Genomic DNA, 20364 nt, shown 5'->3' with positions numbered 1-20364 from the left:
TCCCCCCGAAGGGGCCGTCCGGCAGTGGCCGGGCGGCCCCTCTCGCTTACGGACCGGCCGGTGTCACTGGCAGCGGTCGACGGCCTCGATCGTGCGGGCCGCCTCACCGAGCGCCGCACGCAGCACGGCCGGATCGGTGGCCGCGGCGCCCGCGCCCTCCGGCGGCACCAGCCAGCCGGTGCCGGTCACCGGCGGCTCCGCCGGGGCCCCTTCCTCACACAGCGCGCCCAGGGCGATCCCCCGCCCGGAGGTCTGGGTGCAGGCGCTGCCCGGTACGTCCCAGCCGTCCGCCGTGCCCGCCGGCACCAGGAAGCCGAGGGTGTCGCAGGCGCCGTCGTGCAGGACGGGGCCCACACCGTCCCGCAGCCGGAGGATGTCGACGGCTTCCAGACCCTGCCGGGCCGGCACCGTGACGAGGTCACACGCCTGGGCCGGTACGGCCGGTGCCCCGGCCACGACGGCCGGCCCACGCCCACCGCCGGCCCGGCCCGCGGACCCGTTGCCGCCCCTGCACACGCCGGTCTCCCACACGGAGAACCCCTCCTCCTGCACATACCCGACCCTTTACACCGACTTCAACGGCCGGGGGTGTCAACAGCTACGGCGGCGTAACGCTGCAAAGGATGGCAGTTCATGGCAGATCGCGCGCGAGATATCCGATTTGTAGCCAAACTGTGCGTATCGGAGCCATCACAGCCGGTACGGTCATCCCGCCGCACCGCCAGGAGGCGGCAACGCCACCTGATGGCACGGAGAGGGCACGGAGAGGGTCCGCCATGGCGTCGCCAGCAGCTAGTTCAGCGTCGTCCCGCACCGTACCCGCCCGCCCGAACCTCGCTTTCCGACAGCTGCGCGGCCGGCTGTCACCGGGCGAGTTCGCGGCGGCGGTCCGACGGTCCGCCCGTGAGATCGGCGAACAGGTCTCGTGCGACGCCCGCTATGTGGGCCGCGTCGAGTCCGGGGAGATCCGGTGTCCGAACTACGCCTACGAGCGGGTGTTCCGGCACATGTTCCCCGGGCTGACGCTGCCCGACATGGGCTTCGCGCCGCGCGAGGCGGTACGCGGACGGGGGGCGCGAACGGCGGCGGTCGGCGCCGCACCCCTGGCAACCGAACCCGACCACCGCGATACCCGTATCCAGATCTGCGAGGAGAGCGACGTGCTGCGTCGCGCGTTCATCACCGGCGGCCCGGCAGCAGCCCTGGGCTTCGCCGCCCTGCATCCCATCGAGGCCGCTGCCGCCGCAGCGGCCGCCCATGTGCCGGGCCCGCGCGCCCCCGTCACCGGGCGGCCCGGAGCCGCCGAGGCCGCCGCGGTCGAGGAGGCCGTCCGCCATATCCGGCTGCTGGACGACCGGCACGGCGCGGAGGGCATCTACCGCCGCGCCACCCAGCCGCTGCGCGCCGCCTACGAGCTGCTGGACGCGGGCGTACAGCGCCGCTCGGTGTCCGACCGGCTGCACGCCGGGGCGGGTGAACTCGCCATCACCGTGGGCTGGCTGGCGCATGACTCGGGCCGCTTCGGCGACGCCCGCTCGCACTACGCGGAGGCCCTGGCCACCGCCCGGGTCTGTGGTGACGCCGCCCTGGAGGCGCATGCCTTCTGCAATACGGCCTTCCTGGCCCGCGACGCCGGACGCCCGCGCGAGGCGGTACGGGCCGCGCAGGCCGCGCAGCAGGCCGCCAAGCAGCTGGCCTCGCCACGGCTGCTGTCGCTGCTGGCGCTGCGGGAGGCGGGCGGCTGGGCGGGGCTGGCCGACCGGTCCGGCTGTGAGCAGGCGTTGGCACGGGCCGAGCGGCTGTTCGCGGGCGGGCCGCGGGACGGCGACCCGGAGTGGATGACGTTCTACGGCGAGGCCGAACTGGCGGGCCTGGAGGCGCAGTGCTGGTCGGCCCTGGGCGAAGCGGGGCGCGCGGCGGAGCACGCACGCCGGGCGGTGGCGCTGCAGGATTCCCATTTCACCCGCAATATCGCCCTGTTCACCGCGGAGCTGGCGGGCGACCTCGCGGACAGCGGGGAGCCCGAGGAGGCCGCCGCGGCCGGGGTCCGGGTGCTGAGCCTGCTGGAGGCGGTCCGCTCGGCCCGCATCCGGACGATGCTCGACGGCACGGCCCGGACACTGCGGGCGCACCCCGGCGGCGGCGTGATCACCGAGTTCCTGGAGCGGCACGCGGCAACGGCCGGGCCGGAGGCGGACGGGAGGCGGGGCGAGGACCCGGCCTGCTGAGGGCGCGGCGGGCGGTGCGGCTCCCCTGTCCTCAGCCCAGGTGCCCCGTGTCGTTCCAGCGCTCGATGGCCGGTTCGCCGTAGGCCCAGCCGAGTACCGACAGGGACGTCGGCTCCAGCCGGATGCGGGCGCCGAAGGAGACGTCCAGGCCCAGCCAGCGGGCGCCGAGGGAGCGCAGGATGTGGCCGTGCGCGAAGACCAGCACATCGCGGTCGGCGGACCGTGCCCAGGCGACGACCTCATCCGCCCGCGCGGCGACCTGGGCGAGCGTCTCGCCCTCCGGGACCCCGTCGCGCCAGAGGAGCCAGTCCGGCCGGCCGGACTTGATCTCGGCCGGGGTCAGGCCCTCGTACGCGCCGTAGTCGACCTCCATCAGCGCGTCCCACGGCTGCGCCCGGTCGCCGAACCCGGCCAGCTGGCAGGTCTCACTGGCGCGCACCAGGGGACTGGTGCGGACCTCGACGCCCGGGAGTCCGTCCCAGGGTGCGCGGTGCAGCCGCTCGCCCAGCAGCTTGGCGCCGCGCCGGCCCTCGTCCAGCAGCGGGACGTCCGTACGGCCGGTGTGCCTGCCGGACAGGGACCATTCGGTCTGCCCGTGCCTGGCCAGGAAGATGCGCGCTGCCATGGTCGTACCTCTCGCCGATCGCTCGGCTGCTCGTTCTCGGCGCGGGCGGCGGTGACCGCGGGCCTTCCATCATCGCGCACCGGGGCGATGTATCCCCGGCCGGGATGCCCTTCCTGCCGTCCCGCCCGGGGCCGGGCCCCATGGCGCTCTCCCCTACAGTGCGCGGGCCGGAGCGCGGGCCGGAAGCCGCATCCGTCGGCATCCGGCCGCATCCGGCGACAGGCGGTCGCCCCGCATGTCGGTGCCGGATGCGAGACTTTCGCGGGTGAACGTTTCGCGCGACAGTCGATCCGCGTCGGCCGCCCCTCCGGCGGAGCAGCCGACGGCGACGCCGAGCCCGCGGACGGGGGGAGCGCCCGGTGGGAGCCGGGGGCGGCTCGCCGCACTGCGCGGCCCCGGTGTCCGTCCCCGCTCGCTCGACGCCCGCGCGCTCGCCGCGCTGGCCGCCAACCCCGGCTGCCGGCGCCGCGCGCTGCTGGACGGCGCGGGCGTCGACAAGGGCGCGCTGGCCCAGGCGCTGGGCTCGCCCGCGGCGTACGGGCAGTCCCAGTTCGCGATCGTCCGGGGCAACGCGTTCGAGGCCCGGGTGAAGGCCGACGGCGCCACGGAACTGCTGCGGCTGCTGCACGAGCGGCTGGCGCCCGGCACCCCGCCGCCCGTGCCGGAGGAGGTCGCCGCCCCCGATCTGTCCGCGGCCGGGCCCGAGGGCCGGGCGGCGCGTACGGCGCTGGCGCTGCGCGAGGCGACCGCGGCCGGGGGCTGGGCGCTGCTCGACCATCCGATGCTGGTCGTCGAGGTGGCCGGGGCGCCGGCCTATGTGGAGCCGGATGCGGTGGTGGTGCATCCGGACGGCAGCTGGACGGTCGTCGAGATCAAGTCCTTCCCGATGATCGACGGTTCGGCGGACGCCGCCAAGGTGGGCGCCGCCGCGCGGCAGGCGGCCGTGTATGTGCTGGCCCTGGAGCCGGTCGCCGGTCATGTCGGCGCGCACACCGGCCGCGCCGTCCGGGTCCGCGACCGGGTGCTGCTGGTGTGCCCGAAGGACTTCTCCAACCTCCCCGCGGCCGCCGCCGTCGACATCCGCAAGCAGCTGGCCACGACCCGGCGGCAGCTGTCCCGGCTCGCCCGGGTCGAGGAGATCGCCGCCACCCTCCCCCCGGAGACCACCTTCGACCTCCGGCTGGCGGATGACGGGAAGACGGCGACCCGCCGCCCCGAGGAGCTGGCCGACGCCGTCGAGGCGGTCGAACCGGCCTACGCCCCCGAGTGCCTGGCCGCGTGCGAGCTGGCCTTCCACTGCCGTAAACGGTCCCGTGAGGACGGCGCGGTGGAGACCCTGGGGCGCGGCGTACGGGGCGAGTTGGGCGGGCTGCGCACCATCGAGGAGGTGCTGGCGGCGGCCCGCCCCGAGGCCCCGGAGGCCGCCGACGGGACGGAGGACCCCGGCGCCGACGGGACGGAGGACCCCGGCGCCGACGGGACGGAGGACCCGGCCGTCGTCGCGCTGCGGCGGGCCGCCGCGCTGCGCGACGAGGCGCTGGCCCGCCCCGCCGTGCCGGGACCGCGAGCGGAGGAGCACGGATGTCGCTGATCGAGACGCTGGCCCGGATGGAGGCGGTGGCGGCGGGCCGGGCCCGGCCGCGGTGCACGGTCCGCCACCGCCATCTGGCCGAACGCCCTTTGGTGTGCGTCCCGTTGACGACCTCGGGCGAGGCCGGTGCCCCGCTGGGGGCGCTGGTCGGCACGGATCGTGAGAAGCCGCTGCTGCTGGCCGTTCCGCAGCCGCGCGACCGCGAGCTGCGGTTCGCGTTCCTCGCCGAGCTGGCGGAGACGGTGCTGCCGTATGTGGACGGCTTCGCGGACGCCATCGAGTGGGAGGAGCGCAAGGAGACCGACCCGGAGACCGGCAAGAAGGTCCCGGTGCAGGTCGAACTGTGCGCGGACGCCCCGCAGTTGATCGTGCCGAGCGCCGCCGGTATCGAGTTCGTCCGGCTGCTGGGCCGCTCGATGCGGTTCCGGCGGACGGCCGAGCAGGAGCCGGAGACACCGCATCCGGCACCGCCGTACGTCCCGCTGCTGGGCCGCTGGCTGACCCACTTCGGCGAGCGGGCGCGGGTCCCGGGCGCGAGCCTGCTGGTGTCCATGACGGATCTGCTGACCCGTCACTGGGCGACGGGCCAGAGCGTGCTGGAGGACCAGCACCTGGGCGCGCTGCTGGCCTGGATCGACCCGCCGCCGGGGATGTCGGGCCGGGAGGCGGCCGAGCGCGCGGAGTCGGCGCGGGACGCGGACGGGCAACTGCGGTGCCCGCCGGCCGGCCCGGCCACCGACCCGGCGTTCGACAACCGGCTGCTGGCCCCCGCGATGACCCGTTACGATGCCGGGCTGCCGGGCGCCGAGGAGGCGCTCCGCACCCTCGTCGAGAGCCAGCTGCGGCCGACCTGGGACGCCGTCTGGCACGGCATCGACCTGCTGCGGACGCTCCCCGCGGGCGCCCGGGTCCCGGACCGCTGGAAGCGCGACCGCTGGTCGTACACGGCACACCGGGACCGGGTGCGCGCCGGGGAGCCCCCGCAGCCCAAGCAGGACGACGCGGTCACCGCCGCGCAGAAGCTGTCCGCGCGGGAGACCGCACAGGCCCAACTGGACGCCCAGGAAGCCCTGGACGACCCGCTGGTGATGGCGGGGCGGCGACTGGCCGGTGAGGCGTTCCAGGGCACGGTCACGGCCGTCGAGATGGCCTTCTCGGAGGGCAAACGGCCGATGCCGCGCCCGCTGGTCACGCTGCGGACGGACGATCAGCCGCAGCTGTCCGAAGGGGGCAAGCTCTACCGCCCTCTGGCGGACGGCAGGACCCAGACCGCCGAATACGTGGCTTCCGGGGACGGGGAGCCGGGCATGCTGGTGGTGCGGCTGACGGGCGGGATGGGGCGCGGGAAGACGCCGGAGCCCGGTTCGGTGCCGGAGCCGGACGACGTGGTGTGCTGGACGCTGTTCGAGCACGCCCCGCGCGGCGGCCCGGAGCTCCCGGACCCCGAGGACACCCCGTGGACCCATGGCGGCCCGCCGCCCGGGGCCGCGGACGCGCCGTACACCGCCCCCGACCCCGTGACCTCGGAGGACTTCCTGTGACCCGCGCCCGGCCCTCGACCGCCCTGGAGAACGCTCCCGTATGACGGCCACTCAGGACCCGCAGGCCACCACGGCCGGCCCCTTCGACCCCGCCGCCGCGGCCGCCACGGCGACCGACGCGATCCTGCGGGACACCCTGCACGGCACCCGGCGCGGGGTGGTCGTGGACTCCCCGCCCGGCGCCGGAAAGTCCACCCTCGTGGTGCGGGCGGCCCGCGAACTGGCCGCCGCCGGACGCCCGTTGATGGTGGTCGCGCAGACCAACGCCCAGGTCGACGACCTCGTGCTGCGGCTCGCCGAGAAGGATCCGCGGCTGCCGGTCGGCCGGCTGCACAGCAGTGAGCCCGGCGCGTTCGACCCGGCACTGGCCGAGCTGCCCGCGGTCCGTACGTCCGCGAAGGTCGCCGATCTGGCCGGGATGGACATCGTGGTCTCGACGGCCGCGAAATGGGCCTATACCAAGGTCGATGAGCCGTGGCGGCACGCCATCGTGGACGAGGCGTATCAGATGCGCTCCGACGCGCTGCTGAGCGTCGCGGGGCTGTTCGAGCGGGCGCTGTTCGTCGGTGACCCGGGCCAGCTGGACCCGTTCAGCGTGGTCGGCGCGGAGCAGTGGGCGGGGCTGGCCTACGACCCGTCGTCGAGCGCGGTGTCCACCCTCCTGGCGCACAACCCCGATCTGCCGCAGCACCGGCTGCCGGTCTCCTGGCGGCTGCCCGCCTCGGCGGCGCCGCTGGTCTCCGCCGCGTTCTATCCGTACACCCCGTTCCGCAGCGGCACCGGCCACGGCGACCGCCGACTGGCGTTCGGGGTACGGGGCGACGGCTCGGGCGTGGACCGGGTCCTGGACGAGGCCGCCGAGTCCGGCTGGGGCCTGCTGGAACTCCCCGCCCGCCATACGCCGCGTACGGACCCGGAAGCGGTCCGCGCGGTGGCCCAGGTCGTGCGCCGGCTCCTCGACCGCGGCGGCGCCACCACCAGCGAGGCCCACGGGACGGCGGCGGGGGCCGCGCCCGCCCCGGCGCCGCTGACGGCCGCCCGGATCGCGGTCGGCACCGCCCACCGCGACCAGGCGGCGGCCGTCCGCGCCGCGCTCGCCGCCCTGGGCGTGACCGGCGTCGCGGTGGACACCGCCAACCGCCTCCAGGGCCGCGAGTTCGATGTCACGGTCGTCCTGCATCCGCTGTCCGGCCGCCCCGACGCCACCGCCTTCCATCTGGAGACCGGCCGGCTGTGTGTGCTCGCCTCCCGCCACCGGCACGCCTGCATCGTGGTCTGCCGGGCGGGCGTCGCCGACCTGCTGGACGAACACCCGTCGACCGACCCGGTCCGCCTCGGCGTCACGGTCAAGTTCCCGGACGGCTGGGAAGCCAACCACGCGGTCCTCGCCCATCTCGCGGAACACCGGGTGACATGGCGTCCGTAGACCGATGACCGGTCGCCGGAATCCCGGCCGTCCCGGGGCCCACTTGCGCGGCGCGGGACAATGGAATGCGGCACACGATCTGGAGGTAGGTACATGTCCGAGCCGCGACCGGCTCCCGACCCGCGTGGTACGGCGCCCGGACCACGGCGGTTGAAGCCCGCACAGCTGCTCTTCGAGCCGCCCGAGGCCGCCGCCGACCCCGAGCACTTCTTCGGCCTGGAGTCGATGGAGGACCCGCGCGAGCTGCTCGGCCGCGCCACGGAACTCACCCTCGCCTTCCGCGCCGCGGCCGACCGCGCCACGGAGTTCCAGGCGCTGGCCGCGGCCCAGCTGTCCGACCCCAGCCGGTTCGACCGGCTGCCGCTGGCCGTGCTCGCGGAGCAGGCGGAGTGGACCGAGGACTATGCGCGGAAGATGATCGAGTTCGGCCGCAGCCTGATGCGCGGCGGCAGCACCCTGCCCGGCGAGCGGGACTGACCGCCCCGGCCCCCGCGCACCGCACCCGCGCCCCTCCGACGCCCCGTCCGCCCCGCCGCACGACGGCCCATGGTTCATGATCATGGGCCGCTGGCATATGCAAGGGGGGAAAGATAGCGGGTCCCCCACCGTCCCGTCCCGTTTTCCGCCAATCAGCCAAGTCCCGTGTGTGAGCTGGGTAGACCTGTTCCCATGAGCGACTGGCTGCCTGAGACCCCCCGCACCCTGGCCTTCCCGACCGCGGCTTATGTCACCCTCGCGGGGGCCGACTGGCTCGCCTCCGCCAGCCCCCATCCGGACGAGATGCACACCCTGTGGGCCACCCGGCCTTCCGCCCCCAGCGTGCTGCCCTGCGGCACCGCCTTCGACGTGATCAACGCCCCGGCGCTCTTCGGGCGGCGGATGGTGGACCGCTTATGGTCCGACGGCCCCGGCTCGGGCCCGGTGGCGGCGCACCGCGGCCGGATCCTCCTGTTCGCCGCCCCGGGCACCGCCCAGCGGCTGCCGGCGCTGCTCGTCTGGGAGGAGTGGGCCACGGCCGTCCCGCCGCTGCTGTGCCACGGCAGCGGTGACGCGGTGACCATCCCGCCGCTGCACCCCCGCCGGAGCCCCGCCGCGGACCGGACCGCGGGGCCCGGCGCCGCCGCCGACGCGGATCCGGCCGCCCCGTCCGGCTCCCGCTGGCTGGTGGCACCGGATGTCCGCAAGCCCTGGCTTCCGGGCCCCGACGTACTGCTCTGGGCCTGTGTCCGCGCGGCCCGCTCGATGGCCGGACCGGCGCCGGAAGCCGCAGCTCAGCACCCGGTTTCCCTGCTGACCGCGGGCTGAGCCAAACCGATTTTTGTCCTCCCCGAGCAGGATGCTAATGTTTTCCCCGTCAGCAGGCGCCGCTAGCTCAGTTGGTTAGAGCAGCTGACTCTTAATCAGCGGGTCCGGGGTTCGAGTCCCTGGCGGCGCACAGACGGTCGAAGGCCCCCACTCCGGTGGGGGCCTTCGTCATTGCGGTGCGTCGCGGGGTCGGCGCGGTCAGCCGTGGTTCACCTTCACCGCCCAGTCCCCGTCGGCCGTCCGGCCCTCGACCTGGATACGGATGCCGTCCTCGGCGTCGTCCATGCTCTCCCCCACACCCAGCGGCGCGTCCGCGAGCGGCGGGTAGACGGAGGTGCCCCAGCAGGCCGAGGTGGCCGGATGCCCGTCGAGCACCTGCACGGGGCCCGCCCCGGAGGCCGCCCGGCTGCGTACGCGGTAGACCAGGACCCCTTCGGTGCACAGCGAGCGGTCATTGCCCGTGGCACCGCGTGCCTCGATGGCGAGGGCGCTGTCCGGGCCGGTACGGACCACCAGAAGCCGCGGCCGGCGCTGGGCGCGGGACTCCTTGGGGGCGGACAGCGGCCGCAGTGAGTGCATGGCGGGCCCGGCCAGATCGACGCAGTCCACCTGGCTGTCGGCGATCCAGCCCAGCTTCCACTTGTGCCAGGCGAAGGGGTCGGGGGCCAGTCCGAACTGGCTGCCCATGAGGTCCCAGTCACCCACATAGGTGTCCCAGTCACCCTTGCCGTCCTCCGGCCGGTGGTAGAGGTCCGGAAGATCGAAGACATGCCCGGTCTCGTGGGCGAGGACATTGCGGTCCGGCGGGCTCTGCTCGAACACGGTGACGAACCGGCGCAGATCGTGGTCGTCGGCGTGCATCGGCCGGTCCAGGTTGACGACCTTGGTGGCGTCCGAGTCGACACCGGGGGCGTCCGGATCGGCGACGAAATAGACCACGTCGTAGCGGCTGAAGTCGATGGAGGGGTCGGCGGCGGTGACCGCGTCGTGCAGATAGGACGAGCGGCGGGCGGCGTCCCAGTCGCGCTGTATCCCGTACGAGGAGGACGAGAGCGGCATCCGTACCCAGGGGCGGTGGATGTGCGGGCGCAGCCGGAACTTTCCGTAGGAGGCGCGGTCGAAGAAGCCGGAGGTGGCGGGGAAGTACTCGCGGGAGAGCTCCTGCGGCGCGGAGAGGGGCCGGGAGTCCGGGAAGGACAGATAGATCATGACGGCGTTGAGCGGGCGGTCCGGGCGCGGATAGGCCCCGTTCCAGCTGTCGACGCCCTCGGAGTGGTGCGCGTCGGTGCGTCCCAGGGCGCACGGGAGCACGGCCTCGGAGGCGGTGGCGGGTCCGGCGACGATGGAGGTCGCGATGAGCGCGCTCAGAGACGTGACGACGGCCGCGACGCGCCGCAGGCTGCGGCGATCCACCCCGCCGAGTGTCCGGGCGCGCGGCACACATACCTCCAGGGACGGATTCGGAGACCTCATCTACCCTGTGGCGATTTAATGCTATTCGTCCTGTTTTGAAGGCCCGGACGAGTGACCGGCGCGTCTTGGCCGTGCCGTAACGGAAAGTCACAAACGGCCAACGGGGCAATACGTACGAACAGAGCCGTGCAGAAATGGCTGAAGTTCCGTCACGCGGGCGGGCGATCACGGCTGCGTCGCTGGATCGGCCGTCGTGCCAGCCTCTATGATCGCCACACTTTCCAGCGCGAGATCCCCCCTCCATCACGAGACAGCGCCACGCGGGAGCGAGCAGTGAGCGGACACCCCGACAGTCCGGGCCGCACGCCCGGAGCGACGCTCTCCTCAGTGACGGAGCGTAAGGAAACGACCAAGGAATCGGACGGGGCCCGGCCCGCCCCGAGCGGGCACGGCGATGACACCGCCGCCTCGCTCGGCGACTACCGCGCCACCTTCTACGCGGCCCGGGTGGCGATGGCCGTCCTCAACCGCGACGGTCTGGTCCTCGCCGCCAACCCGGCCTTCGGCGAGCTGGTCGGCACCGACCCGGCCGAGCTGGTCGCCGCCACCGCGGCCGACCTCACCGACCTCGGCGCCGACACCCGGGTGTGGACCGCCTACCGCGAGGTGCTGTGCGGCCGCAGCGACCGTATGCACTGCACCCGCCGCCTCAAACACCCCGAAGGGCACTCCGTCTGGGTGGAGGTGACCGTCGAACCGCTCACCCCGGAGCCGCTCAGCGGTGAGGAGCGGATGCTGCTGTCGGTGGCGGACATCAGCGACCGGCACGATCTGCTGGCCCGGCTGCGGCATCTGCAGATGCACGACCCGGTGACCCGGCTGCCCAACCGGACACTGTTCTTCGAGCGGCTCGCCGCCGCCCTGGAGACCGCCTCCTTCGAACCGTCCGGCACCGGCCGCATCGGGCTGTGCTACCTGGACCTGGACGGCTTCAAGGCCGTCAACGACACCCTCGGGCACCGCGTCGGCGACCGGCTGCTGAGCGCGGTGGCACAGCGGCTGACGCGCTGCGCGGAGAGCGCGGCGGACCGCGGGACGGGCCGCGGGGGGCATCTGGTCGCGCGGCTCGGCGGTGACGAGTTCGCTCTTTTGGTGGAGGACTCCACCGGCACCGACCAGCTCGCCGAGCTGGCCCAGTGTGTGCTGGACGCGCTGCAGCGCCCGTTCGACCTGGCCGGGCAGCGGCTGTCGGTGTCGGCGAGCATCGGCGTCGTGGAGCGGACCGCCACCGGCACCACCGCGACCGGTCTGATGCAGGCCGCGGACACCACGCTGTACTGGGCCAAGGAGGACGGCAAGGCCCGCTGGACGCTCTTCGACCCGGAGCGCAACGCCCACCGGATGACCCGGCAGGCGCTCTCCAGCACCCTGCGCCCGGCCGTGGACCGCGGTGAATTCACCCTGGAGTACCAGCCGCTGGTCGGGCTGGGCGACGGCCGGGCGCAGGGCGTGGAGGCCCTGGTGCGCTGGCGGCATCCGCAGTTCGGGACGCTGTCGCCGAATCGGTTCATCGCCCTGGCGGAGGAGAACGGCGCGATCGTCGAGCTGGGCCGCTGGGTGCTGGAGCGGGCCTGCTATCAGGCGCGCGCCTGGCAGCTGGCGCACCCGGACGAGCCGCTATTCGTCAGCGTCAATGTGGCCGTACGTCAGGTGTGGGACTCCGACCTGGTCGCGGATGTCGCGGGGATCCTCGCCGAGACCGGGCTGCCGCCGGAGCTGCTCCAGCTGGAGCTGACCGAGTCCGCGGTGATGGGCTCGGCGGGCCGCCCGCTCCAGGCCCTGCAGGCACTCAGCGACATGGGCGTACGGATCGCCATCGACGACTTCGGCACCGGCTACTCCAACCTCGCCTACCTCAGCCGCCTCCCGGTCTCCGTGCTCAAGCTGGACGGGTCCTTCGTCCGCGGCTTCCGTTCGCAGGAGCATCCCAACCCGGCGGACGAGATGATCGTGGAGGCGCTGGTGGCGCTGGCGCACCGGCTCGGCCTCACGGTCACCGCCGAGTGTGTGGAGAGCGCCGAACAGGCCGAGCGGCTCCGCCGGATCGGCTGCGACACCGGCCAGGGCTGGCTCTACTCCCGCCCCGTCGCCCCCGACCGCGTCGAAGCCCTCCTCGACGCGGGCCGGCACACGGGCGCCTGAGGGGTCCCGCCTACGACGCCCTACCCGGGCAGCCCGTACGCATCGGCTATCAGCTCGTACGAGCGCAGCCGGGCCGCGCCGCCATGCGCGTTGGCGGTGATCATCAGCTCGTCGGCGCCGGTGCGCTTGGCGAGATCGTCCAGGCCCTGGCGGACGGCGTCCGGGGTGCCGTGGATGACATTGCCGAGCCAGCTGTCGACGAAGTCGCGCTCCCGTTCGCTGAAGGAGTATGCCTCGGCCTCCTCCGGGCTGGGGACCAGGCCGGGGCGGCCGGTGCGCAGCCGGACCATGGACAGCGCGCCGGTCAGGACCTGTCGGCGGGCCTCCCGCTCCTCCTCGGCGGCCAGCGCCGCGACCCCGATCAGGGCGTAGGGCTCGGCCAGCACCTCGGAGGGGCGGAAGGACGCGCGGTAGAGGTCCAGCGCCGGGAGGGTGTTGGCGGCGGAGAAGTGGTGCGCGAAGGCGAACGGCAGGCCGAGGGTGCCGGCCAGCCGGGCGCTGAAGCCGGAGGAGCCCAGCAGCCACAGGGGCGGGCGGTGCGGGTCCTGGACGCCGCCCGGGGAGGTGGCCTGCACCGGGCCGGGGACGGCGTGGATCCTGGCGTACGGGTGGCCGTCGGGGAAGGAGTCGTCCAGAAAGCGGGTCAACTCGGCCAGCTGCTGCGGGAATTCCTCCGCGCCCTCGTGCAGACTCTCGGTCCGGCGGAGCGCCGCGGCAGTGGCGCCGTCCGTCCCCGGCGCGCGGCCCAGGCCCAGGTCGACCCGGCCGGGGGCCATCGCCTCCAGGGTGCCGAACTGCTCGGCGATGACGAGCGGGGCGTGGTTGGGCAGCATCACGCCGCCGGAGCCGAGGCGGATGCGGGTGGTGTGGGCGGCGAGGTGGGCGAGCAGCACCGCGGGGGAGGACGAGGCGACGCCGGGCATGGAGTGGTGCTCGGCGACCCAGTAGCGGTGGAAGCCGCGGCGTTCGGCCGTACGGGCGATATCGACGGCCGTGCGCACCGCCCGGGAGGCGGTGCTGCCGGCCCCGACCGTCACCAGGTCGAGCACCGACAGCGGGACGGGCGCGGTGCCCCGGGCGGTGCCCCGTATCCCGTCGCCGGCGCTCTCGCCGCTGCCCCGGATCTCCTCGTCTTCGCCGCTCACGGTGCGGGTCCTCCTCGCGTCGGTGGTCTGCGAGGAGGACAACCGGAGAGGATCTCCACTTATTCCCGGGTCAGCTGCCCGGCGTCACACCGCATTCGGCGGACCCGCTGCCGGACCCGCCGGGCGCCCGTCAGCTGTGCGCGGTCCGCGAGAAGAGGGTGCCGAGCGCCGGACAGCTGATCGTCCGGTCGAGCAGCCGGAGCCCCTCCCAGGCCGTCACCTGATTGGCGGTGAGCACCGGCTTGCGCAGCTCCGCTTCGAGGGCCGGGAGATGTTCGGCGGTGTGCAGCGCGGTGTCGGGCAGCAGCACCACCTCGGCGTCCGGATGGTCCCCGGCGCGGGCGAGCGCCAGCACCTCCGTCGCTCCCCAGGTGCCGACCTCGGCGGCGGTGATGATGCCGCTGCCGCGGGTCGAGACGACCTCCGCACCGGCGGACTTCAGGAAGGCGTGGAAGCGCTCGGCCACATCGTCGGGGTAGGTGGCGGCGATCGCGACCCGCCGGGCGCCGAGCGCCTGGACGGCATGGGCGAAGGCGAACGACGTACTGGAGGCGGGCAGACCGGCGGTGGCGGACAGCTCCCTGACCTGTTCGTGGGCGCCCTCCCAGCCGAAGACGAAGCTGGCGCTGGTACAGGCCCAGACGACGGCCTCGGCGCCGCGCTCCTTGAGCTCGTCGACGCCTGCGGCCAGCCGCCCGGCGGAGCCCATCTCCAGCAGCGCGTCGACGCGGTGGGCGTCCTCGCCGATGTCGGTGTGGACGAGCGGCAGGCGGACCGCGCCGCCCAGCAGCGCCTCCAGCCGGGGGTAGTCGTCCTCCGCGGAGTGGCCGGGGTAGAGGAAGCCGACCGATGCCATGCAGTTCTCCCTTGCGTGTACGCCTGCGGGGGCAGAGGGGTTCGTGGGGCAGAGGGGTTCGTGGGTTCGGGTGCGCTGACGGGTGGTGCGGTGACCCCGGGCAGGGGCGCTGCCGGCGCGAGGAACGACGCCGGCAGCATCCGGGGCCGGGTTCGGACCGGCTCAGACCGGGGGCAGACCGCCCGTGTCATCGGGCGGATACGGCGGCGGATCAAGGCCGTCGAGGGGCTCCCCCTCCGGTGGGGCGGGGGGTCCGGCGAAGGCCGCCTCCGGGGTCGCCCCCGGCACGCCCTCTCCGGGGCCGCCCGCCGATCCGGTCATCGCGGCCGGACCGCGCCGCGCCACCGGGTCGAGCAGCGCCTGGTACGGGCCCACCGCCTGGACCCCGATGGCCCGCAGCGCGGCCCACATCGTGACCTGGTTGGCGGACAGCACCGGCATCCGCAGCTCGGCCTCCAGCTGCGGGATCACGTCGTAGGTCGGCAGATTCGTACAGCTGATGAAGAGGGCATCGGTGGCGCCGACGACGGCCGCGCGGGCCATGTCGACGACATCGCGGTACGGCACCTTCCAGATGTGCCGGGTCAGGCCGAGATAGGCCCGGCCGGTGACCGTGATGCCGGCCTCACCCAGATAGTCCTCCAGGGAGTCGGTGACCGATTTCGTGTAGGGCGTGACCACGGCGATGCGCCGGGCGCCGATCTCGCGCAGCGCTTCGATCAGCGCGCCCGAGGTGGTGAGGGAGGGAACCTCCCCCGCCTGGACCATGGCGGCACACATGGCCCGCTCCCCCGCGACACCTCCGACGAAGCTGCCGGAGGTGCAGGCATAGGAGATGACCTGCGGTGATACCGCGCACAGAGCCTGGACGGCGGCGTCCAGCGTTTCGTGCTCACTGACCATTCGGGCCAGATCGAGGCTCACCTCGACGGGCACAAAAGGGGTGCGGGTGAGGTGGAGGGACACATCGTCGGGCACCCAGCGCCAGAGCTCACGGTCGAGCGCGAAGTCGAAGGGAGCGACGACACCCACGCCGAGCTGCGGCTGTGGGCCACCCAGAAAAGAGACGTCCATGAAGGCCCCTAGAAGAAACGAAGGGCTGGGATGGCCAGGCCAGTGGCCGCGGAAGAGGTGCAACCGGATCAAGCCGGGACGTCGGTACAGAGCCGTTGTTGACACCGTAGATACGACTTCCTAGCGTGGTCAATCCTCGCATCTCAGGCATCTGTCGGCGCCCCTTTTCCGTGAAAGGGGCTCACGTTTCAGAACGGTTTCTGGCTATGTCCGAAAGCACCGTCCTCGTCCTTGGATCCGACCCGCCCCCGAAGCTGGACCGGCTCACCGGCCGGGCTCGGGTGATCTTCACCGACGAGGAGTCGCTCGCCGACCGACTGCCCTCCGCCGACGTCCTGTTGGCCTGGGACTTCACCTCTGATGCGATCCGCAGAGCCTGGCCGGAGAAGGGCCCCAGGCCCGGCTGGGTGCACACCGCGAGCGCCGGTGTGGATCAGCTCCTGTGCCCGGCGCTGGTCGCCGACGACACCCTGGTGACCAACGCCCGGGGGGTCTTCGAGCAGCCGATCGCAGAGTACGTGGCGGGCCTCGTGATCGCCATGGCCAAGGACTTCTACGGAAGTTGGGAGCTCCAGCGGCAGCGGCGCTGGCAGCACCGGGAGACCCTGCGGCTGGCCGGCAGCCGGGCCGTCGTGGTGGGCTCGGGGCCGATCGGCCGGGCCATCGGCAGCACCCTCCTGGCACTGGGTGTCAAGGTCGATCTGGTCGGCCGCCGGGAGCGCCGGGACGATCCGCGCTTCGGCCTCGTCCACGCGAGTGACGCGCTGAACGGCCTGCTGCCCCAGGCGGATTGGGTGATCAGCGCGGCGCCCCTGACGGAGGCCACCCGCGGCCTGTTCGACAAGGCGGCGTTCGCCAGGATGCCGCCGCGGGCCCGGTTCATCAACGTCGGGCGCGGGCCGCTGGTGGTCGAGGACGCGCTGATCGCGGCGCTGCGCGAGTGGCGGATCGCGGCGGCGGCGCTGGACGTCTTCGAGGAGGAGCCGCTCACCGCGGACAGCCCGCTGTGGGACGTCCCGCATCTGATCGTCTCGCCCCATATGAGCGGCGACACCCTGGGCTGGCGGGACGCCCTCGCCGAGCAGTTCCAGGACAACTTCGAGCGGTGGTCGGCGGGCGAGCCGCTGGACAACCTCGTCGACAAACGGCTCGGGTACGTGCCGGTGCAGTGACGGGGCCGGCTGCCGGGCCCCGGGCGCGGCAGCCGCGCTCCCCCACCGCCGTCCCGCCCGGGGCGGCCGACGCTCGGAGGACGCATGACCACCGAACCGACCCACCTCGCCGACCTCACCGCCACCCGGCTCACGGCCGGCTACGCGGCCGGCGAGTTCTCCCCCGTCGAGGCGGTCCGGGCGGTGCTGGAACGCGCCGAGGCCGCGCAGACCGCGACGAACTGCTTCACCCGGATCGACGCGGACGAAGCGCTGTCCGGCGCCAAGGAGTCGGCGGAGCGCTGGCGGGCCAGGGAGCCGGCCGGGCCGGTGGACGGGGTGCCGGTCACCGTCAAGGACCTGATCCTCACCCGGGGCACCCCGACGCTGCGCGGGTCGCGCACGGTGCGGGCCGAGGGGCCGTGGGAGGAGGACGCCCCGTCGGTCGCCCGGCTGCGGGAGTCCGGGGCGGTGTTCGTCGGCAAGACCACCACCCCGGAGTTCGGCTGGAAGGGCGTCACCGACAGTCCACGGCACGGGGTGACGGGCAATCCGTACGACCCGGGGCGCACCGCGGGCGGCTCCAGCGGCGGCAGCGCGGCGGCGGTGGCGCTGGGCGCCGGGCCGCTGAGTCTGGGCACGGACGGCGGCGGTTCGGTGCGTATCCCGGCGTCGTTCTGCGGGATCTTCGCGCTCAAGGCGACCTACGGGCGGGTGCCGCACTATCCGGCGAGTCCGTTCGGGACGCTGGCGCATGTCGGGCCGATGACCCGGGACGCGGCGGACGCGGCGCTGATGATGGAGGTGATCTGCCGGGCGGACTGGCGGGACTGGTCCCAGCTCGGTCCGGCCGCCGGTTCGTTCCGGGAGGCGCTGGCCGGTCCGGTGTCCGGGCTGCGGGTGGCCTTCAGCCCGTCGCTCGGCTGGGAGGTGCCGGTGGCGCCGGAGGTCGCCGCGGCGGTCCGGTCGGCGGTCGACACCCTTGCCGGGCTCGGCGCGGTCGTCGAGGAGATCGACCCCGGTATCAGCGACCCGGTGGAGTCCTTCCACACGCTGTGGTTCAGCGGCGCGGCCCGGGTGGTGCAGCCTCTGGACGACGCGGACCGGGCGCTGCTCGACCCGGGGCTGCGGGAGATCTGTGAGCAGGGCGCCCGCTACAGCGCGCTGGACTATCTGGCCGCGGTCGATACCCGGATGGCGCTCGGCCAGGCCATGGGCCGTTTCCACAGCGCCTACGACCTGCTGGTGACCCCGACCGTGCCGCTCACCGCCTTCGAGGCGGGCGTCGAGGTCCCTTCGGGTTCCGGCCACACCCGCTGGACGGGCTGGACACCGTTCACCTACCCCTTCAACCTCACCCAGCAGCCGGCCGCGACGCTGCCCTGCGGGGTGGACGCGGACGGGCTGCCGATCGGCGTCCAGCTGGTGGGTGCGCGGCATGCGGACGCGCTGGTGCTGCGCGCCGCGCATGCCCTGTACGAGGCGGGGACCGCCGAGATCCCCGCGCCGTCTGCTGCCTGAGCTTCCTCAGGCCCGCCGGAAGGTGAGGGTCTCGCCCAGCGCGCCGGCCCGCCACAGGTCCTGGCAGGCATCGGCCATCCGGTCCAGACCGTCGACGACACTGCCCCATACGATGCCCGGCACCCAGCCCGCGTCACCGTTGATCAGTAGATTGTTGCGCTCGTAGAACAGCGCGAGATCGACGACGGTGGCGCGGCCCTGGTGTGCGGCCTTGCTCTCGTAACCGTAGGACTTGGTGCCCAGTTGGGTGTCGGTGAAGGTGAAGTAGCAGAGGTCGCCAGGGATCGGGGTGATCGTCGGATTCTCCAGCGGCGGCTCCTCGGGAGCGAACGGTGCCAGCAGCGCGTAGATCTCATTACGGGCGTACTTGGCGTGGTAGACGTCGCCGCCGAGTGGGAGGGCGTCCCATACGGCATTGCAGGTGATCGGCGCGCGGTCGTCGAGCAACTTGGCCGTGCAGCTCACGCCGCGCTTGTCCAGGGAGACTTCGATGAAGCGATCGGTCATGCCCCGATCGTAGGTGGGCAATACCGGCGTACGGAACAAGTCCGCGGCGCTTCCATCAAGGGCTGGAAACGATCGGCATATATATGAGGCGTTCGGGTAGCCGCGCGCCCATGGCTCCACCACAGGAGAACACCAAAATGATCAAGAGAAAATTGGCAAGCGGCATCCGCCGCCGCTCGCTGCTCGCGGGGGTAGCGGCGCTCGGCGCGACGGGTGCGATGGGAGCGGCCACGGGCTGCTCACGGGTCGATGTGTCGGGCGCGACCGGCGGCGGGCACCTCCTCGAAGACCTGCGGAAAAAAGGCACCGTCCGCATGGGAATCGCCAGCGAACCGCCCTATGCCTCGATCAACAGCAAGGGCGAACTCACCGGCGAGGCCCCGGCCGTCGCCAAGACGATCTTCCGGCGGCTGGGGGTCAAGAATTTCGAGCCGGTGCCGGTGGAATTCCAGGCACTGGTGCCCGGCCTGCATTCCTTCCAGTACGACGTGATCGTCGCGGGCATGTTCATCAACAAGGCCCGGTGTGCGGCCGTCCTCTTCTCCGACCCGGATTACGAGAGCAAGGACGCCTTTCTCGTACGCAAGGGAAACCCGGACAAGATCCACTCCTATGCGGATATCGCCAGGGGGAAATACCGGATGGGTTCCGGTATCGGCTATGCGGAGATCGACTACGCGGTCGGCAATGGCGTCAAGAAGGACGAGATCCAGACCTACGGTGACCAGATCGCCGGAATGGAGGCCCTGGAAGCGGGCCGTATCGATGTCTTCGCCGGCACCGCGCTGACCATGATCGAGGCGCTCAAGACGGGCGGGCATCCCAAGGTGGAGATGACCAGCCCGTTCACGCCGGTGGTCGACGGCAAACCCCAGCGGGACGGCGGCGGTTACGGCTTCCGGCTCGGTGAGACCAAGCTCCGCGACGCCTTCAACAACGAGCTGCAGAAGATGAAGAAGAGCGGCGAACTCCTGCGTATCGCCAAGCCGTACGGCTTCACCAAGGAGTTCATGACCGACCTCACCGCGAAGGAGCTCTGTAAAAAGTGACCGGCGCGTTGTGGCAACTGTTCTTCGAAGGGCTGTGGATCACCATCCAGCTGATGGTCTACAGCGCCGCCCTGGCCGCTGCCGTCGCCTTCGGCATCGGTCTGGCACGCACCTCGCGGTTCTGGATCGTCCGCTTTCTGTCGGGTGTCTATGTGGAGTTCTTCCGCGGCACCTCGGCACTGGTGCTGATGTTCTGGCTGTTCTTCGCACTGCCGCTGCTGGGCTGGCAGTTGGTCGGCATCTGGGCCGGCACCCTGGCGCTGGGGCTGTCGTACGGCGCGTACGGCTCCGAGATCGTCCGCGGCGCGCTGCAGGCGGTGGCACCCGCCCAGCGTGAGGCGGCCATCGCGCTGAGCTTCACGCCCTGGCAGCGGCTGCGGAAGGTGCTGCTGCCGCAGGCCGTCCCCGAGATGATGCCGCCGTTCAACAACCTGCTGATCGAGCTGCTCAAGGGCACCGCACTGGCGTCGCTGCTGTCCATCGGCGAACTCACCTTCCAGGCCAAGCTGGCCCGGCTGTCGACGGGTCAGAGTGCCGAGATCTACGGCATCATCCTCGTCCTGTACTTCGCGGTCGCGTTCGTGATGACCCGGATCATGCGGGTGCTGGAGCGCCGCGCCAAGGCGTCGGTCGGCCGGGCGGTACCCAAGGGAGAGGGCTGGTTCTCCCGCAAACTGCCCGTCGAGAAGCAGGGCCCCGAGGCGCTGGCCACCGGAGGAAAGCCGTGAAC

General features: G+C 73.0%; 18 protein-coding genes and 1 tRNA gene. 12 read left to right on the top strand and 7 right to left on the bottom strand.

The features are described from left to right. Positions 1-63: 63 nt before the first annotated feature. Entirely contained in the window at positions 64-531 is a 468-nt protein-coding gene (locus tag STRTU_RS22835; protein WP_174878909.1) for a hypothetical protein, read from the bottom strand. 245 nt (positions 532-776) lie between these two features. Here STRTU_RS22835 and STRTU_RS22830 point away from each other — a divergent pair, with 245 nt between their 5' ends. After that, positions 777-2228 carry an NsdA family TPR-like regulatory protein gene (locus STRTU_RS22830; protein WP_159745678.1) on the top strand — a complete coding sequence of 484 codons (1452 nt, stop codon included), beginning with the start codon at positions 777-779 and terminating at the stop codon, positions 2226-2228. A gap of 31 nt (positions 2229-2259) precedes the next feature. Here the strand turns inward: STRTU_RS22830 and STRTU_RS22825 are convergent, their stop codons facing one another. After that, positions 2260-2853: a histidine phosphatase family protein gene (locus tag STRTU_RS22825; protein WP_159745676.1), complete on the bottom strand. Its 594-nt coding sequence runs from the start codon at positions 2851-2853 to the stop codon at positions 2260-2262. Between the two features lie 265 nt (positions 2854-3118). Between STRTU_RS22825 and STRTU_RS22820 the strand changes: the two genes are divergently transcribed. From STRTU_RS22820 to STRTU_RS22795, 6 genes are all read left to right on the top strand, one after another. Beyond that, a complete protein-coding gene (locus STRTU_RS22820; protein WP_371873647.1) occupies positions 3119-4444 on the top strand; it encodes a hypothetical protein in 1326 nt (441 codons plus the stop codon). Beyond that, positions 4435-5985: a hypothetical protein gene (locus tag STRTU_RS22815; protein WP_159745674.1), complete on the top strand. Its 1551-nt coding sequence runs from the start codon at positions 4435-4437 to the stop codon at positions 5983-5985. Before STRTU_RS22820 ends, STRTU_RS22815 begins: the two co-directional genes overlap by 10 nt. A gap of 40 nt (positions 5986-6025) precedes the next feature. Further along, positions 6026-7411 (top strand): AAA domain-containing protein, encoded by a 1386-nt coding sequence (locus STRTU_RS22810; RefSeq protein WP_159745672.1) that lies wholly within the window; start codon positions 6026-6028, stop codon positions 7409-7411. Between the two features lie 93 nt (positions 7412-7504). After that, the gene (locus tag STRTU_RS22805; RefSeq protein WP_167539191.1) at positions 7505-7888 is read left to right on the top strand and encodes a hypothetical protein; all 384 of its coding nucleotides are present in this window, start codon (positions 7505-7507) and stop codon (positions 7886-7888) included. A gap of 192 nt (positions 7889-8080) precedes the next feature. Continuing rightward, on the top strand, positions 8081-8716 hold the full coding sequence (locus STRTU_RS22800; RefSeq protein ID WP_159745670.1) for a bifunctional DNA primase/polymerase: 636 nt from the start codon (positions 8081-8083) through the stop codon (positions 8714-8716). 56 nt (positions 8717-8772) lie between these two features. Beyond that, positions 8773-8846, top strand: a tRNA-Lys gene (locus STRTU_RS22795). A gap of 68 nt (positions 8847-8914) precedes the next feature. On the opposite strand, the gene STRTU_RS22790 is transcribed toward STRTU_RS22795, so the two are convergent. Continuing rightward, the gene (locus STRTU_RS22790) at positions 8915-10156 is read right to left on the bottom strand and encodes a M6 family metalloprotease domain-containing protein (protein ID WP_159745668.1); all 1242 of its coding nucleotides are present in this window, start codon (positions 10154-10156) and stop codon (positions 8915-8917) included. Between the two features lie 360 nt (positions 10157-10516). On the opposite strand from STRTU_RS22790, the gene STRTU_RS22785 reads away from it, so the two are divergent. Then, on the top strand, positions 10517-12331 hold the full coding sequence (locus STRTU_RS22785) for a putative bifunctional diguanylate cyclase/phosphodiesterase (RefSeq protein WP_159745666.1): 1815 nt from the start codon (positions 10517-10519) through the stop codon (positions 12329-12331). Between the two features lie 20 nt (positions 12332-12351). On the opposite strand, the gene STRTU_RS22780 is transcribed toward STRTU_RS22785, so the two are convergent. The 3 genes from STRTU_RS22780 to STRTU_RS22770 all read right to left on the bottom strand — a co-directional run bounded on the left by STRTU_RS22780 (position 12352) and on the right by STRTU_RS22770 (position 15406). Continuing rightward, a complete protein-coding gene (locus STRTU_RS22780; RefSeq protein ID WP_159745664.1) occupies positions 12352-13476 on the bottom strand; it encodes an LLM class flavin-dependent oxidoreductase in 1125 nt (374 codons plus the stop codon). 130 nt (positions 13477-13606) lie between these two features. Then, positions 13607-14332: a maleate cis-trans isomerase family protein gene (locus STRTU_RS22775; protein WP_159745662.1), complete on the bottom strand. Its 726-nt coding sequence runs from the start codon at positions 14330-14332 to the stop codon at positions 13607-13609. 162 nt (positions 14333-14494) lie between these two features. After that, positions 14495-15406, bottom strand: coding sequence for a maleate cis-trans isomerase family protein (locus STRTU_RS22770; RefSeq protein WP_159745660.1), 912 nt, complete (start codon positions 15404-15406; stop codon positions 14495-14497). 206 nt (positions 15407-15612) lie between these two features. Here STRTU_RS22770 and STRTU_RS22765 point away from each other — a divergent pair, with 206 nt between their 5' ends. Then, positions 15613-16578: a D-2-hydroxyacid dehydrogenase gene (locus STRTU_RS22765; protein WP_159745658.1), complete on the top strand. Its 966-nt coding sequence runs from the start codon at positions 15613-15615 to the stop codon at positions 16576-16578. An 84-nt stretch (positions 16579-16662) separates the two neighbouring features. Beyond that, positions 16663-18078, top strand: a complete 1416-nt coding sequence (locus STRTU_RS22760; RefSeq protein ID WP_159745656.1) for an amidase — start codon at positions 16663-16665, stop codon at positions 18076-18078. Between the two features lie 6 nt (positions 18079-18084). Here the strand turns inward: STRTU_RS22760 and STRTU_RS22755 are convergent, their stop codons facing one another. Beyond that, the gene (locus STRTU_RS22755) at positions 18085-18585 is read right to left on the bottom strand and encodes a DUF3830 family protein (RefSeq protein ID WP_159745654.1); all 501 of its coding nucleotides are present in this window, start codon (positions 18583-18585) and stop codon (positions 18085-18087) included. Between the two features lie 110 nt (positions 18586-18695). On the opposite strand from STRTU_RS22755, the gene ehuB reads away from it, so the two are divergent. Together ehuB and ehuC are read left to right on the top strand one after the other, a co-directional pair. Beyond that, complete coding sequence (gene ehuB, locus STRTU_RS22750; protein WP_167539189.1) at positions 18696-19634, top strand: ectoine/hydroxyectoine ABC transporter substrate-binding protein EhuB; 939 nt, start codon at positions 18696-18698, stop codon at positions 19632-19634. Beyond that, positions 19631-20362, top strand: coding sequence for an ectoine/hydroxyectoine ABC transporter permease subunit EhuC (ehuC, locus tag STRTU_RS22745; protein ID WP_159745652.1), 732 nt, complete (start codon positions 19631-19633; stop codon positions 20360-20362). The genes ehuB and ehuC overlap by 4 nt, the downstream gene beginning before the upstream one ends. Positions 20363-20364: the final 2 nt, after the last annotated feature.

Origin of the sequence: Streptomyces tubercidicus, assembly GCF_027497495.1 — a bacterium.
Classification (GTDB): Bacteria; Actinomycetota; Actinomycetes; order Streptomycetales; family Streptomycetaceae; genus Streptomyces; species Streptomyces tubercidicus.
Note: the sequence above shows the minus strand (reverse complement) of the source record. Positions and strands in the feature narration are given on the sequence as shown.

Bases quoted from the DNA above. Each gene is read 5' to 3' on its own strand.
- STRTU_RS22760 (WP_159745656.1), top strand. From the start codon at position 16,663: ATGACCACCGAACCGACCCACCTCGCCGACCTCACCGCCACCCGGCTC.
- STRTU_RS22810 (WP_159745672.1), top strand. From the start codon at position 6,026: ATGACGGCCACTCAGGACCCGCAGGCCACCACGGCCGGCCCCTTCGAC.
- STRTU_RS22770 (WP_159745660.1), bottom strand. From the start codon at position 15,406: ATGGACGTCTCTTTTCTGGGTGGCCCACAGCCGCAGCTCGGCGTGGGT.
- STRTU_RS22825 (WP_159745676.1), bottom strand. From the start codon at position 2,853: ATGGCAGCGCGCATCTTCCTGGCCAGGCACGGGCAGACCGAATGGTCC.
- STRTU_RS22775 (WP_159745662.1), bottom strand. From the start codon at position 14,332: ATGGCATCGGTCGGCTTCCTCTACCCCGGCCACTCCGCGGAGGACGAC.
- ehuB (WP_167539189.1), top strand. From the start codon at position 18,696: ATGGCTCCACCACAGGAGAACACCAAAATGATCAAGAGAAAATTGGCA.
- STRTU_RS22755 (WP_159745654.1), bottom strand. From the start codon at position 18,585: ATGACCGATCGCTTCATCGAAGTCTCCCTGGACAAGCGCGGCGTGAGC.
- STRTU_RS22805 (WP_167539191.1), top strand. From the start codon at position 7,505: ATGTCCGAGCCGCGACCGGCTCCCGACCCGCGTGGTACGGCGCCCGGA.
- STRTU_RS22800 (WP_159745670.1), top strand. From the start codon at position 8,081: ATGAGCGACTGGCTGCCTGAGACCCCCCGCACCCTGGCCTTCCCGACC.
- STRTU_RS22765 (WP_159745658.1), top strand. From the start codon at position 15,613: ATGTCCGAAAGCACCGTCCTCGTCCTTGGATCCGACCCGCCCCCGAAG.
- STRTU_RS22830 (WP_159745678.1), top strand. From the start codon at position 777: ATGGCGTCGCCAGCAGCTAGTTCAGCGTCGTCCCGCACCGTACCCGCC.
- STRTU_RS22815 (WP_159745674.1), top strand. From the start codon at position 4,435: ATGTCGCTGATCGAGACGCTGGCCCGGATGGAGGCGGTGGCGGCGGGC.